Source organism: Massilia sp. METH4, from assembly GCF_037094685.1.
Classification (GTDB): Bacteria; Pseudomonadota; Gammaproteobacteria; order Burkholderiales; family Burkholderiaceae_D; genus Rugamonas.
The window spans coordinates 3,626,477-3,640,788 of record NZ_CP146614.1; the positions used below are offsets into that span (position 1 = coordinate 3,626,477).

General features: G+C 66.2%; 13 protein-coding genes. 1 reads left to right on the plus strand and 12 read right to left on the minus strand.

Annotated elements, in window-relative coordinates; translation table 11 throughout:
• Positions 1–48: 48 nt before the first annotated feature.
• Both V6Z91_RS15885 and V6Z91_RS15890 read right to left on the minus strand, forming a co-directional pair.
• Complete coding sequence (locus V6Z91_RS15885) at positions 49–1,320, minus strand: nitronate monooxygenase (protein WP_338758542.1); 1,272 nt, start codon at positions 1,318–1,320, stop codon at positions 49–51.
• A gap of 30 nt (positions 1,321–1,350) precedes the next feature.
• Entirely contained in the window at positions 1,351–1,836 is a 486-nt protein-coding gene (locus V6Z91_RS15890; RefSeq protein ID WP_338758543.1) for a YajQ family cyclic di-GMP-binding protein, read from the minus strand.
• A gap of 146 nt (positions 1,837–1,982) precedes the next feature.
• Between V6Z91_RS15890 and murB the strand changes: the two genes are divergently transcribed.
• Entirely contained in the window at positions 1,983–3,011 is a 1,029-nt protein-coding gene (murB, locus tag V6Z91_RS15895; RefSeq protein ID WP_338771879.1) for a UDP-N-acetylmuramate dehydrogenase, read from the plus strand.
• 1 nt (position 3,012) lies between these two features.
• Here murB and V6Z91_RS15900 read toward each other — a convergent pair whose 3' ends face one another.
• The 10 genes from V6Z91_RS15900 to argF all read right to left on the minus strand — a co-directional run bounded on the left by V6Z91_RS15900 (position 3,013) and on the right by argF (position 14,284).
• Positions 3,013–4,032: a diguanylate cyclase gene (locus tag V6Z91_RS15900; protein ID WP_338758544.1), complete on the minus strand. Its 1,020-nt coding sequence runs from the start codon at positions 4,030–4,032 to the stop codon at positions 3,013–3,015.
• Positions 4,033–4,081: 49 nt separating this feature from the next.
• On the minus strand, positions 4,082–5,110 hold the full coding sequence (gene cheB / locus V6Z91_RS15905; protein WP_338758546.1) for a chemotaxis-specific protein-glutamate methyltransferase CheB: 1,029 nt from the start codon (positions 5,108–5,110) through the stop codon (positions 4,082–4,084).
• The gene (locus tag V6Z91_RS15910) at positions 5,107–7,392 is read right to left on the minus strand and encodes a hybrid sensor histidine kinase/response regulator (protein ID WP_338758548.1); all 2,286 of its coding nucleotides are present in this window, start codon (positions 7,390–7,392) and stop codon (positions 5,107–5,109) included. Before V6Z91_RS15910 ends, cheB begins: the two co-directional genes overlap by 4 nt.
• Positions 7,389–7,973, minus strand: coding sequence for a chemotaxis protein CheW (locus tag V6Z91_RS15915; protein ID WP_338758550.1), 585 nt, complete (start codon positions 7,971–7,973; stop codon positions 7,389–7,391). Before V6Z91_RS15915 ends, V6Z91_RS15910 begins: the two co-directional genes overlap by 4 nt.
• A 10-nt stretch (positions 7,974–7,983) precedes the next feature.
• Positions 7,984–9,312: a protein-glutamate O-methyltransferase CheR gene (locus tag V6Z91_RS15920; RefSeq protein WP_338758551.1), complete on the minus strand. Its 1,329-nt coding sequence runs from the start codon at positions 9,310–9,312 to the stop codon at positions 7,984–7,986.
• Positions 9,309–9,761, minus strand: coding sequence for a chemotaxis protein CheW (locus tag V6Z91_RS15925; RefSeq protein WP_338758552.1), 453 nt, complete (start codon positions 9,759–9,761; stop codon positions 9,309–9,311). Before V6Z91_RS15925 ends, V6Z91_RS15920 begins: the two co-directional genes overlap by 4 nt.
• 10 nt (positions 9,762–9,771) lie before the next feature.
• Positions 9,772–11,574, minus strand: coding sequence for a methyl-accepting chemotaxis protein (locus V6Z91_RS15930; protein ID WP_338758553.1), 1,803 nt, complete (start codon positions 11,572–11,574; stop codon positions 9,772–9,774).
• Positions 11,575–11,694: 120 nt separating this feature from the next.
• A complete protein-coding gene (locus V6Z91_RS15935) occupies positions 11,695–12,927 on the minus strand; it encodes an argininosuccinate synthase (RefSeq protein ID WP_338758554.1) in 1,233 nt (410 codons plus the stop codon).
• 18 nt (positions 12,928–12,945) lie between these two features.
• Positions 12,946–13,341: a VOC family protein gene (locus tag V6Z91_RS15940; RefSeq protein ID WP_338758555.1), complete on the minus strand. Its 396-nt coding sequence runs from the start codon at positions 13,339–13,341 to the stop codon at positions 12,946–12,948.
• Between the two features lie 16 nt (positions 13,342–13,357).
• On the minus strand, positions 13,358–14,284 hold the full coding sequence (gene argF, locus V6Z91_RS15945) for an ornithine carbamoyltransferase (protein WP_338758556.1): 927 nt from the start codon (positions 14,282–14,284) through the stop codon (positions 13,358–13,360).
• Between the last annotated feature and the right edge of the window lie 28 nt (positions 14,285–14,312).

Sequence of the window (14,312 nt, forward strand, 5' to 3'; positions counted from 1 at the left end):
ACGGCGCGGTCCTCGCGGAGCGCGCCGTTTTCCTCGTGGCGTAAGGCCTCACGCCGCTTCCGCCTCCTCGCGCGGCGGGAGGGCAATGCGATTGTCGGTGCTGAACTGGTAGTCGCGGAACACGTGTTCCGCGGTGAGCAGTTGATAATCGCCGTTGGCCAGCTTGTGCGTGGTGTCCTTCAGGCGGTACGTGTAGTGGCCGCAGGTCCAGCAGTTGAAGTTGCGCATGTGCGTGCACAGGCAGGTCTTGTCCATCACCTTCACGCCCTTGTCGCTGCCGCCGTTCGCCATCACTTCGCGGTTGTACGAATTGATGTAGGCGCAGTTGCCGTTCGCGTCCAGCAGATAGCCGTACGATTCGCAACCGGGGCGGGTGTTGGTGCCGATCGCCGGCGTATTGCGCAGCATGCGCATCGGGTAGCCGGTGGGCGAGATGCCGTTGACGATCACGTCTTCCTCGGAAGCTTTCGCGTATTCCTGCTTTACCTTGTCCGGCAGGCCGCATTCCTTGGTGATCGTGAAGCGGGTAGCCACCTGCACGCCGGCCGCGCCCATTTCCAGGAAGGATACGGCGTCGCTGCCCGTGAAGATGCCGCCGGCGGCGATCACCGGAATGTCGAGCTGTTCCCCCTTCAGGTAGGCGAGGATCTCGGCCACGATCGTGTGCAGGTCGTAGTCCTGCCAGTCTTCCAGGCCGAAGCCCAGGTGGCCGCCGGCCAGCGGGCCTTCGACGATCACGTAGTCGGGCAGGCGATCGAGCTTGGCGTTCTTGCGCAGGAAGATCTGCAGGGCGCGCACGGACGACACGATGATGCCCAGCTTGGCGTCGCGGAAGCGCGGGTGGTCGGCCATCAGGCCGAACGAGTTGAAGTGCAGGCCGGCGGACAGCGTGATGCCGTCGATGCCCGCATCCAGCGCCGCGTTCAGGCGCACGCGCAGCGTTTCGCGCGGGCCGTTCATCGTCAGCTTTTCCATGCAGTTCACGAAGATGAGGCCGGGCCCCTTCTTCGCTTCCATGGTCCGGCCGATGTGCAGGCGCTGCGCCTCGGCCAGGCGGTTCAGGTCGAACTGCACTACCGCCTTGTCCATGTTGTTGATGTTGAACTTGTAGAGCTTGGTCTTTTCCTTGACGAAGGTGGTATCGAAGCGGCGGTCGGAAACGTCTTCCACCATCGCGTCCGAGATATGGCCGATACCCCCCAGGCGTGCCGCTTCCAGCGCGAGCCCGGCCGTGGAGATGTCCACGCCCATGCCGCCGATCATGATGGGCACATATTCTTTGTCGCCGAACCGCAGGCGGAAATCATCAACACGTTTCATTGCTATCCTCAGGAATGGCCGGCGCGCCGGTCAATCGCGGAAGTTGTTGAATTCGAGCGGCGTATCGGCCACTTCCTTGCGCAGCAGCGCCATCGCGGCCTGCAGGTCGTCGCGCTTGGCGCCCGAGACGCGCACCGATTCGCCCTGGATGCTGGCCTGCACCTTCATCTTGCTTTCCTTGATGATCTTCGTGATCTTCTTCGCCGTTTCGGTGTCCAGGCCGTTCTTCACCTTGATCACCTGCTTGACCTTGTCGCCGCCGATCTTCTCGACCTTGCCTTCATCGAGGAAGCGCACGTCGACCTTGCGCTTGGCCAGCTTGTTGGTCAGCACATCCTTCACCTGGTTCAGCTGGAACTCCGAATCGGCGAAGGCGGTCAGGTCGTTTTCCTTCTGTTCCACGCGCGCATCGCTGCCCTTGAAGTCGAAACGGGTAGTGATCTCCTTGTTGGACTGGTCGACGGCGTTACGCACCTCGATCATGTCCGCTTCGGATACGACGTCAAACGATGGCATGATGTTTCCTTTCGAATTTCTTGTTGCCCGCGGTAATGCCGCGCAAATGATGCGACATTTTAACGGACGCGCGCTGCGAACGCTCGATCGTTTTTATCGTGCCACTCTATAATCGACTAAATATCGAGAAAATGCGTCAGCCTGCCATGTATTCCGAACCGACCCTCCAGCACGATTTTTCCCTGCGCGACCTGAACACCTTCGGCATCGATGCGCGCGCCCGTCATTACGTTCGCATCACGTCCGCCGGCCAGCTGGCGACCATCCTGGGCGATCCGGCCCTGGCCGCGCTGCCGCGGCTGGTGCTGGGCGGCGGCAGCAACCTGCTGCTCACGGGGGACTTCGACGGCCTCGTGCTCCACATGGCGAACACGGGCCGAGAGATCCTGGGCGAAACGGCTGAACACGTGCTGGTACGCGCCGCGGCCGGGGAAAACTGGCATGGCTTCGTGGAGTGGACGCTGGCGCAAGGCCTGGGCGGGCTGGAAAACCTGGCACTGATTCCGGGCACCGTGGGCGCGGCGCCGATCCAGAACATCGGTGCCTACGGCCTGGAAACGAAGGACGTGTTCCACAGCCTGACCGCCTTCGATCCGGCCACCGGTGCCACCATCGTCCTGGATGGCGCCGCCTGCCGCTTCGCCTACCGCGACAGCATCTTCAAGCATCCGGAAGGGCGGCACCTGGTCATCAATGACGTCACCTTCGCGCTGCCGCGCGCATGGCGGCCAAGCCTGCGCTACGCGGAGCTGGCCAATGCGCTGGCGGAAGGGGGCATTGCAGCGCCTTCCGCCCGCCAAGTGGCCGATGCGGTCATTGCCATCCGGCGCCGGAAGCTGCCGGACCCGGCCGAGATCGGCAACGCGGGCAGCTTCTTCAAGAACCCGGTCGTCGGTGCCGCGCAGTGTGCCGCGTTGCTGGAGCGCTTCCCGGCGCTGGTGCACCACCGGCAGGACGACGGCACGGAAAAGCTGGCGGCCGGCTGGTTGATCGACCAGTGCGGCTGGAAGGGAAAACGCCTGGGCGCCGCCGGCGTCTACCCGAAGCAGGCGCTGGTGCTGGTGAATCATGGCGGGGCCACTGGCGCCGACGTGCAGCGGCTGGCCCGGGCCATCCAGGCCGACGTCCAGGCGCGCTATGGCGTGCTGCTCGAGCCCGAGCCCGTCTTCGTGTAGCTCAGAGCGGTCCGGCGCTGGCGGCCCGGTGGCGGCCGCCGCCCTTGGCCGCGTACAGGGCCCGGTCGGCACTTTCCAGCAGATCGGACGGCGATTTCGCGGCAACCGGCACCAGCGTGGCGACCCCGATGGACATCGTCACCACGCGGTGCGGCGATTGCGGGTTCTCGATGTTCAGTTCGGCAAGCGCGCGCAGGCAATCCTCGGCCACGCTGCGCGCGCCGGCTTCATCGGTATCGGGCAGCACGAGCGCGAATTCCTCGCCGCCGTAGCGCGCCGCCAGGTCGGCGGGGCGCTTCAGGCAAGCCGTCATCACCGCGGCCGCCTTCTTCAGGCACAGGTCGCCCGCCAGATGGCCGAACGTATCGTTGTACCCCTTGAAGCAATCGATATCGCACAGCAGCAGCGACAGCGGCCGGCGCTCGCGCTGGCTGCGCTGCCATTCGTGCTGCAGCAGTTCGTCGAAGCGGCGGCGGTTGGCGATGCCGGTCAGGCTGTCCAGTGCCGCCAGCTTCTGCAGTTCGATATTCGCCTCGGCCAGGTGTTTCTGGCTTTCACGCAGGAAGCGGAAGGCTTCGTCGCGCTGCAGCCGGCTGATGTAGGCCCCCGAGTGATAGCGCACGCGAGCCAGCAGTTCCAGCCGGTCGGGCAGCTTCACCAGGTAGTCGTTGGCGCCCACCGCGAAGCCATGGGCCTTCGACGCTGCCTCTTCGCGCGCGGACAGCACGATCACCGGCACGTGTTCCAATTGCGGCTCGGTGCGGTAGCGGCGGATCAGGTCGAAGCCATCCCAGCCCGGCATCACGAGGTCTTGCAGGATCACGGTGGGTTGCAGGCGCTGCGCGCAGGCGACCGCGGTCGCCGCGTCGGTCACGAAATGGAACTCGATATCGGGCTGGTCGGCCAGCATGCGGCGCACCGCTTCCACGACGAGCAACTGGTCGTCGACCAGCAGCACGCGCACCTTGAAGTTCGTGAGGGCAAATTCCGGTTCCGCGCCAGCGGAGGAGGCCTGGGACATCGGGCTTTCCTAAGTAAGTTGAACGCTGGCGGCGAAAGGGTTGCGTCCCTCAGGGTTTGCCTCCAGTTGTACTGCGTAAAAACGGGCCGATCTTCTCAAGTGGCAGGATCATCTGCGCCGCGTCGAGTTCGGCAGCCGCGCGCGGCATGCCGTACACGGCGCTGGTTGCCTGGTCTTGCGCCACCGTGGTCTTGCCGGCACGCCGCATGGCCAGCAAGCCTTCGCCGCCGTCGCGGCCCATGCCGGTCAGCAGGATGCCGACCGCGTCGTCACGCCAGTGCCGTGCCACGCAACGGAAGAATACGTCGACCGACGGGCGGTAGGCATAATCCTTCGGCACCGCATCGTAACCCAGTTGGTGATTTTCATCCAGTACCAGATGGTCATTGCTCTTCGCTATCATGACGGTACCGCCCATCAGCGCATCACCATGTTCGATCGGCCGCACGGGCATGGTCAACTGGTCGCCCAGCCATTTCGCGAAGTGGTCGGCAAAGTTCTCGTCGATATGCTGCACCACCACGATCGTACAGTCGGGCGGCGCCTGCCAGCCGGCCAGGATGCGGGCTACCGCGACCGGGCCGCCGGTCGAGGCGCCAATTGCCACCAATGTACGCACCCCCGGTACAACGCGCTCGACCGCCGTGGCGGCGGTGCGTGGCTGCAGGCCCTGGATGCCACCGCTGTGCCGGATCAGCTTTTCCATCGTGCGCAGCTTGGCCAGCAACTGGGCGGCGCCCTCGTCGTGGCCCGGGATGAGGATCGGCGTGGCCGTCACGTCCAGCGCGCCGGCGCCCAGCGCGCGGAACACCTGGTTCACGCTGTCCTGCGGGCGGCCCGTCACCACCAGGATCGCGCATGGCGATTCGGCCATGATGCGCCGGGTCGCTTCCACGCCATCGAGTTCCGGCATGTTCAAGTCCATCAGCACCAGGTCGGGGCGGTTGTCGGCGCACATGCGCACGGCCTCCAGGCCGGTGCGGGCGATCCACAGCACCTGGTGCAGCTTGGTACCGGCGATCACGCGGCGCAAGGCCTCGGCCGCCATCGCGACATCGTTGGCAATCCCGATCTTCATCGATATGCGTCCCCGACCAGGTCCGCGACCGCGTCCAGCAGTGTCTCGTCATGGAAACTGCCCTTGGTCAGGTAGTAGTCGGCACCGGCGGCCAGGCCGCGCGCACGGTCTTCCGGCCGGTCCTTGTAGGACACGATCATCACGGGCAAAGTATGCAAGTGCGGATCCCTCTTGATCAGGTTGACGAGTTCGATGCCGTCCATGCGGGGCATGTCGACGTCGGTGATGACCAGGTCGTAATCACCGGAACGGGCGGCGTTCCAGCCATCCATGCCGTCGACGGCGATGTCGACCTCGAAGCCGCGTCCCGTCAACAGCTTGCGCTCCATCTCGCGCACCGTCAGCGAATCGTCGACGACGAGGATACGCTTCATTCTACGCCGTGCCGCGCCATCGGCGCGCGCCAATTGCTGCAATCCTCCTTCGGCCAGCAATTTATCGATCGACATGAGCAGGTCGGACACGTCGAGGATCAGCACCGGCTCGCCATCGTTCAACAGGGCGGCGGCGGCCACGTCGCGCAGCTTGCCGAAAACGGGATCGAGGCTGTGCACGGCCAGGCTGTGCTCCCCCCGTATCGCGTCGACCACGAGACCATAGCGGTGCGTGCCCGTACCGACCATGATTACCGGCAGCAGTTCCTGGTGCGTCGTCTCGCCCAGTTGCAGCACCTGCGCGGCCGAGACCAGTCCGACGTTGTCGCCCTCGTATTCGAAGAACTGCTTGCTTTCCAGCGTGTGGACGGCCTCGCGCGGCACCTGCAGCACGCGCTCCACCTTCACGATCGGCAACGCGTAGGCCTCGCCGCCGACATCCACCACCAGCGAGCGCACGATCGATTGCGTCAGGGGCAGGGTGATGTGGGTATGGAAGCCGCGGCCCGGCTGCGATTCCAGCCGCACGGTGCCGTTCTGTTGTCGGATGCTGTCGTGCACGATGTCCAGGCCCACGCCGCGGCCGGAGATTTCCGTCACCTCCGCCTTCAGGCTGAACGCCGGCAGGAACAGGAACTGCATCAGCTCCGCATGCGACATCGTGTCGGCCATCGCCTGCGTGGCCATGCGGCGCGCCACCACGGCGGCGCGGATGCGCTCCGGGTCCACGCCTGCGCCATCGTCATGGATCTCGATATTGAGCATGCCGGCCCGGTGCCGCGCCTCGAGCACGATGGTGCCGTGCGGCGCCTTGCCGGCCCTTGCGCGCGCGTCCGGGGCCTCGATGCCGTGATCGACGGCATTGCGCAGCATGTGGTTCAGGGGGCTTTCGATGCGGGCCAGGATATCGCGGTCCACCAGCGTCTCCTCGCCGCGGATATCCAGCCGCACGTCCTTGCCCAGGCTGCGCGCCAGGTCGCGCACCATGCGCGGGAAGTGGTGCACGCCGTCGCGGAACGGGCGCATGCGCAGTGCCAGCACTTCATCGACCAAGCCCTGGGCCACGTTCAGCAACCGGCGTTCGTACTGCTCCATGTCGGCCACGTGGCCCAGGATGAACTGCTTCAGCGGCTGCCCGCGGTGCAGCACCTGGGCGGCCTTTTCGCGCAGCACCGGGTCGCCGTTGCGGCCGATCGCCTCCTGAAGGTCGTCGAGCGCGGCGAACAGCGCCGCTTGCTGGCGCTTGTAGCGCTGCATGGCCTGGATCAGCGGCTGCATCTGGTGCGCGGCGATGCGGGTTTCGCCGGCCAGCGACAGCAGCCGGTCCGACTGCACGCCGGGCCTGCCGCCGCGGGGCACCGTCGTGTCCTGGGAGGGCGCCGGCTCCGGCGCCGCCAGCTGGGACGGCTCAGGCATGACCGGGGCGGCGACCTCGGGCCCGGGGGCTGGCATAGGCGTCGGCATGGGCGCGGGTGCCGTCGCGGGCGCCTGGGCCACCGGCTCCGGCAGGAAGGCGATGCCACGGATCGCGTCCATCGTGCCACGGATCGTGTCGCCGCGCGTCGCCAGCCAGTCCTGCAAGCCGCTTTCCTGCAGGTTGGCGCACTGCACGATCAGGTCGACACCGGCCAGCAGCACGTCCACGCGGTTCGGAGTCAACTTCAACAGGCCGTGCTGGGCGGCGATGAACGCGTCTTCCATGCCGTGCGCCAGTTGCACGATCACGTCCAGGCCCACGATTGCCGCGGCGCCCTTGATGGAGTGGGCCGCGCGCATCATCGCTTCGAGCGCGGCCGGGTCGGCATCGCGCTCCAGCGCCAGCAAGCCATCCGTCAGCATCTGCGTCTGGCTCTCCGCCTCCATGCGGAACAGCTCCAGCATCGAGAACTGGGACAGGTCGTCGCTCATCGCAATGCCCTCGCCAGTTGCGGGCCCAGCATCGCGGCGTCCAGCAAGCCGATGCGCAGGTCGCCTTCCGCCAGCACGCCCGACAGGTAGCGCTGCACACCCTTGTTGATCGTCGCGGCGGGGGCCTGTACACGCGTGCCGGCATAGCGCACGATGCCGTGCAGGTCGGCCACCGGCAGCGCATACGCGCGGCTTTCCCACTGCACCAGCAGGAGCCGCGCGAAGGTGTGGCGGCTGGCGCGCGCGCTGCCGCCGCCGGCGTCGATGTCCAGCAGGTCGGCCAGCGCGACGCATGGATACAGTTGCCCGCCCACGTTGACGACGCCGCGCATGCCGCGCGCGGTCCGGTGCGGCACCCTGTGCGGCGTTGCATGGGGAGCGACGCGCAGCAACATCGCCGTGGGCAGCGCCAGCCACTCGGCGCCGACACGGAATGCCACCGCCGACGCGTCGGCCAGCTCCGCCGTGGCAAGGGGGGCGCGGAAATGCTCGGCCCACTCGTGCAAATAGGCGTCGTCGACCGCACGGCCCGCCCTGCTGGCACGATGCGCGCGATCTTCCGGTAATGTGACTTTGCTCATCTTTCCTTACTCATGATTGGGCCCTCGCTCTATCGCCGCCCACGTTGGCCTGGCGCCGGCGCCATACGCGGGCGGCGCGCTCGCGCAGATTGTCCTGTACCGCCGTGTCGCCCTGCCGGCCGGCCAGCAATGCCAGGTGGCAGAGCGCCTCGTAATGGTCGGGTTCCAGGTAGATGCAGCGCCGCAGGTGCGCCTGCGCTTCCTGGGGTGCCGCGTCCTCGGTGAGCAGTCCCAGCAGGAACCAGGCGCCGGCATTGTCCGGCTCCCGCGCCACCAGGGCGCGGCAGATCGCCTCGGCCTCCGGCCGCTGGCCAAGGTCGGCCAGGCGGGCCGCTTCCTCGAGCGGCGCCGCCCGGACAGCGCCGGCGGTTGCCGGCGGCGGTGGCGCCGTGCGCGCAGGGCGTGGCGCAGGCGCTACCGAGGGGGCAGGCGCGGGCGCGGACGCCTGCGCGACCGTGCGCGGCACGGCGCGGCGCTCGCGCAGCGCGCCTTCCTGCGGTGGAACGCGGCGGCGTTCGGCGACCGACTCGTTCATCGGCAGCGGCAGGCGCGCGTATGGGCCGTCGGGCGGTGCTCCATCCTTGCGCAGCGCGAAGGCCTGGCGGTAGGGCAGCGTCGTGAAGCCGTTCTGCACGAAGGACGGTACTTCGGCGTAGCCCGCCAGCAGCACGCCGTCGTCGGCCAGCAGGGCGGCAAGCCGCGCGATCGCGGCGGCCGTGGTGGGCGCATCGAAATAAATCAGCAGGTTGCGGCAAAAGATCACGTCGTAGCTGCGCGGCGGCGCCAGGTCGCTCGTCAGCAGGTTGCCCTGGCGGAAGCGCACGCGGCGGCGCAAGGCGGGATCGATACGGTACAGGTTATCCCCTTCATGCGTGAAGTGGCGGTCGCGAAAGCCGAGATCCTTGCCGCGAAACGCGTTGCGGCCGTACAGCCCCTCCTGGGCACGCGCAATGCAGGCAGTGGACAGGTCGACGGCATCGATCGCGAATGCCGCCGGCGACACGCCGGCATCGACCAGCGCCATCGCCAGCGTGTACGGCTCTTCGCCGCCGGCACAGGGGATCGACAGCATGCGCAGCAGCTGCCGCTCACCGGCCGCCAGCCGCCGCTGCGTGTACGCCGCGGCCACGGCGAACGCCTGCGGGTCGCGGAACAGCCACGATTCCGGCACCACCACCAGCTCGACCAGCGCGGCAAGCTCCGTGTCGTCGACGGTTTTCTCGTACTCCGCGCGGTCGGCGATGCCGTTGGCGCCCATCCGGCTGCGCACCGCCCGCTCGACGGTTTCAGGGCCGAGATTCAGCCCCGTGGCCGCGCGCAGCCGCTGCAGCGTGTTCATGGCGGCGGGTCCTGGAACAGCAGGGCGCGCAGCGTGTCCGGCAGCATGCGGTCCGGCTCGACCAGTTGCACGATGCCGTGCATGTCGCTGGCCACCCGGCCGAGGAAGGGGGCGGCCAGCACTCCGGCCGGTGCCAGCGCGGCATCGGCCACGTCCTGAACGCCCTGTACGCGCTCCATCACCAGGCCAAGCGGATGCACGACGCCGGCTGACGCGGTGTAATCGACCAGCACGATGCGCGTGTCGGCCCGCCGCGCGGCGCCATCCCGGCCGGCGAGGCGGCTGACATCGATCACCGGAATGCTGCTGCCGTGCAGGTTCATCAGCCCGGCCACCTGGTCCGGCGCGCCTGGCACGGCCTTCAGCGTCATTAGCGGCAGCACGCGCCGGATGCATGCGAGCGGAAGGCCGTAGCGGTCAGCGCCGATGTGAAAGACCAGGACCTTCATGGCCGGCAGTTCAGACGTTGACCGCGAACGTGGCCACGGAGGTCTGCAGGTCGCTGGCTGCGTATTGCAGCTGGTGCACGGCCTCGCTGGTGGCCTTCAGCGATTCCACCGTCTGCTGGGTCGCGTCGTTCAGCTGCATCATCGTTTCCGAGATCTGCTGCGCGCCCACGGCTTGCGCTTGCATGCCCTGCAGGACCGCGTCGAACTGAGGCGCGAGCTTGCGCACCTGGTCCATCATGCTGGAGAGGTGTTCGGTCACGGCACGCACCTCGCCCACGTTGCGGCGTATCTCCTCGGAGAACTTGTCCATGCCCATCACGCTGGCCGACACGGCGGACTGCATTTCCTTGAGCATCTGTTCGATATCCCAGGTCGACACCGAGGTCTGGTCCGCCAGGCGGCGGATCTCGGTGGCGACGACGGCAAAGCCGCGGCCCGCCTCGCCGGCCTTCTCGGCCTCGATCGCGGCATTGAGCGACAGGATATTGGTCTGGTCCGCCACCTTGGTGATCGTGGTCAGCACGCTGTTGATGTTCGACGCCTTCTCGGACAACGCGGCCAGCTTGGCATTGATCGAATCGGTGGCCGAGACCATGTTCTGCATCGTCGCATCCATGCGGCGCAGGTTTTCCTGCGCCTCGGCGGTGGCCGAGGTGGTGTAGTCCGCCACCGCCGTGGCGTCTTCCATCGTCTTCAACAGTTGCGACGTGTTCGACGAGATTTCCTTCGTGGTCGACAGCACCTCGACGCTGGTCTGCGCCTGCTCGACGCCCGTGGCTTCCTGCTGCTTGGCCGATGCGGCGATCTCCGTGGCCGACGTGGTCACCTGGATGCCCGCCTTCTGCACATTGTTGAGCAACAGGCGCAGATTGTCGAACATGCGCGCCAGGCCGTGGCCCAGCTGGCCGATCGCGTCATTGCCGGTGACCTCGACCTTGCCGGTCAAATCGCCCGACGCGGCGCGCGACACGACAACCAGCAACGAATCGACCTTGGCGCGCAACTCGTCGGTGGCGGCCCGCTCGCGTTCGCGGCTGTCCTGGATCGATTGCGCCATGCGGTTGAATTCCTGGCCCACCTGGCCCAGTTCGTCGCGCGTGATGAGCTGCACCCGCGCGCCCTGGTCGCCGGAGGCCACGCGGCTGACCACGCTGGTCAGGCTGGTCAGCGGTCCCATGATGGCGCGCGTCAGGGCCCACACAACCAGCATGCCCAGCAGGACCGACACCGCGCCCCCGCCCAGGAGCACCAGATTCATATCGCGGCGTAACTCCGTGGCGGCATCCGACCGTTCGGCCAGCAGCGCGTTCTCTTCCTTGCGTGCTTCCGCCAGCAGGGCGTGTACTCCGGAAATGACGGGGCTGGCTTCCTGGAACTGGGGCATCTTGCCGATCGTATCGGCGGCGCCCGGCGTATTGCCCAGCTGCTCGCGCAGTGCCGTTTGCGGCTCGAGCACGTCGCGTACCCAGCTGAGCGTCATGTTTTCCAGCCTGGCCGCGCGTGCTGCCTGGGCCGGATTGTCCACGACGAGTTTCTGCAGCGTGGTGATGGTTGCGGGCAATTGTGCAACCGCTTCGCGGGTCTTCGCGAGGCGCGCCGGCGTGCCGGTCAGGTAGTAGCCGCGCGCTTCGACCTGTACTTCGACGACGGCAAGGCTGACCCGGTCGATCGCGTTCACCACTTGCATGGTATGCCGGTCCCACTCGTTGGCTGCGCGCAGTTTCGCGAAATTGTTATAGGCAATCACCAGCAACACCAGGATGATGGCGAGGATAGTGCCGAAGCCGGCGTACAGCTTGTTCTTGATGCTCATGTTCTGGATCATCTCGGTCGCATCCGAAGAGTTCGTGTCGTGGGCAATGTATCACTTTCCGCGCTGGGCGGAAGTAAAAAGGGCTGCCGTGCGGCAGCCCTTGTTTCCCGTAGGTGATACTTACTGGCCGCGTTTCAGCCGTGCATTCGCGGCAATGCGCATGCGCAGCGCGTTCAGCTTGATGAAGCCGCCGGCGTCGGCCTGGTTGTAGGCGCCGCCGTCCTCGTCGAAGGTGGCGATGGTCTGGTCGAACAGCGAATCGGTCTTCGAATCGCGCGACACGACGATCACGTTGCCCTTGTACAGCTTGACGCGCACCCAGCCGTTCACGGTCTGCTGCGTGTGGTCGATCAGCGTCTGCAGCGCCACGCGCTCCGGTGCCCACCAGTAGCCGTTGTAGATCAGCGAGGCGTAGCGCGGCATCAGGTCGTCCTTCAGGTGCGCCACTTCGCGGTCCAGCGTGATCGATTCGATGGCGCGGTGCGCCTTCAGCATGATCGTGCCACCCGGCGTTTCATAGCAGCCGCGCGACTTCATGCCCACGTAGCGGTTCTCGACCAGGTCGAGGCGGCCGATGCCGTGCTTGCCGCCCAGGCGGTTCAGTTCCGTCAGCACCTCGGCGGCGCTCATGCGCTTGCCGTTCAGGGCCACGATGTCGCCCTTTTCGTATTCGATGTCCAGGTACTCGGGCTGGTCGGGCGCCTGCTCCGGCGACACGGTCCAGCGCCACATCGATTCCTCGGCTTCGGCGCTCGGGTTTTCCAGGTGGCGGCCTTCGAACGAGATGTGCAGCAGGTTGGCATCCATCGAGTACGGCGCGCCGCCGTTCTTGTGCTTCATGTCGATGGCGATGCCGGCGTCTTCCGCGTACTTCAGCAGCTTCTCGCGCGACAGCAGGTCCCACTCGCGCCACGGTGCGATCACCTTCACGCCGGGCTTGAGCGCATAGGCGCCCAGCTCGAAGCGCACCTGGTCGTTGCCCTTGCCGGTGGCGCCGTGCGAGATGGCGTCGGCACCGGTTTCGTTGGCGATCTCGATCAGGCGCTTGGCGATCAGCGGGCGGGCGATGGAGGTGCCCAGCAGGTATTCGCCTTCGTACACGGTGTTGGCGCGGAACATCGGGAACACGAAGTCGCGCACGAATTCCTCGCGCACGTCGTCGATGTAGATGTTTTCCGGCTTGATGCCGAACTTCAGCGCCTTGGCGCGCGCCGGCTCGAGTTCCTCGCCCTGGCCCAGGTCGGCCGTGAAGGTGACGATCTCGCACTTGTAGTTATCCTGCAGCCACTTCAGGATCACGGAGGTGTCCAGGCCGCCGGAGTAGGCGAGGACTACTTTTTTAATGTCGCTCATTTCAAATTTCCAGTCGCTTCAAACAGGGTCGTGGCATACCGTTTCGATGTTGTGCCCGTCCGGGTCCAGCACGAAGGCGCCATAGTAGTTGGGGTGATAGTGGGCACGGATGCCGGGGGCTCCGTTGTCGCGCCCGCCCGCCGCCAGCGCCGCCGCGTGAAACGCGTCGACCAGCGCGCGGCTGTCCACGCGCAGGGCCACGTGGACGGGGCTGATTGCCTTGTCATCCGATTTCGCTTCCGAGATCCAGAAGTCCGGCTTCGGCGCGATGCCGAAGCCCGCCACGCGAACCGTGCCCGTGATCTCCGGGCCCAGCTCCATCAGCATGGCATGGCCGATCGGTGCCAGCGCCTTCTCGTAGAACGCGCGGCTGTTCGAAAAATCGGTGACGATGATTCCAACATGGTCGATCATGGCAGGCTTTCGCAGTTCATTTGCCGTCGAGGCGGCCCAGCAGCAGGTATTCGATCAGCGCCTTCTGGATGTGCAGGCGGTTTTCCGCCTCGTCCCACACCACCGATTGCGGGCCATCGATGACTTCGGCCGAGACTTCCTCGCCGCGGTGGGCGGGCAGGCAGTGCATGAACAGCGCATCGGGCGCGGCACGCGCCATCTTCGCGCTGTCGACGATCCAGCCGTCGAAGGCTTTCAGACGGGCCGCGTTTTCCTCCTCGTAGCCCATGCTGGTCCACACGTCGGTGTTCACCAGGTGCGCGCCCTCGCAGGCATCCGACGGGTTGTCGAACAGCGTGAAGCGGTTGGTGGAGACCAGCGACATGTCCATGTCGTAGCCCTTCGGCGTGGACACGTTCATGTGGAAGCCGAACACCTCGGCCGCCTGCAGCCAGGAATACAGCATGTTGTTGGCATCGCCGATCCACGCCACCGTCTTGCCCGTAATGGGGCCGCGGTGCTCGTAGTACGTGAAGATGTCGGCGAAGACCTGGCAGGGATGGTGCTCGTTCGTGAGGCCGTTGATGACCGGCACCCGCGAATTGGCGGCGAAGCGCTCGATGATGTCCTGCCCGAACGTGCGCACCATGATGATGTCGCACATGCGGGACATCACCTGGCCGGCATCCTCGACCGGTTCGCCGCGGCCCAGCTGCGAGTCGCGGGTGTTCAGGTAGATCGCGGCGCCGCCCAGTTGATGCATGCCGGCCTCGAACGACAGGCGGGTGCGGGTGGAATTCTTTTCGAACACCATGACCAGCGTGCGGTCGATCAGCGGGTGGTAGATCTCGTAGTTCTTGAACTTGCGCTTGATGATGTGCGCGCGTTCGATCACGTATTCGTATTCTTCGAGGGTGAAATCGGAAAACTGGAGATAATGCTTGATCGGTTTTTGCGTAGACATATTCACAACGGATTGGGCGGCGCGATGC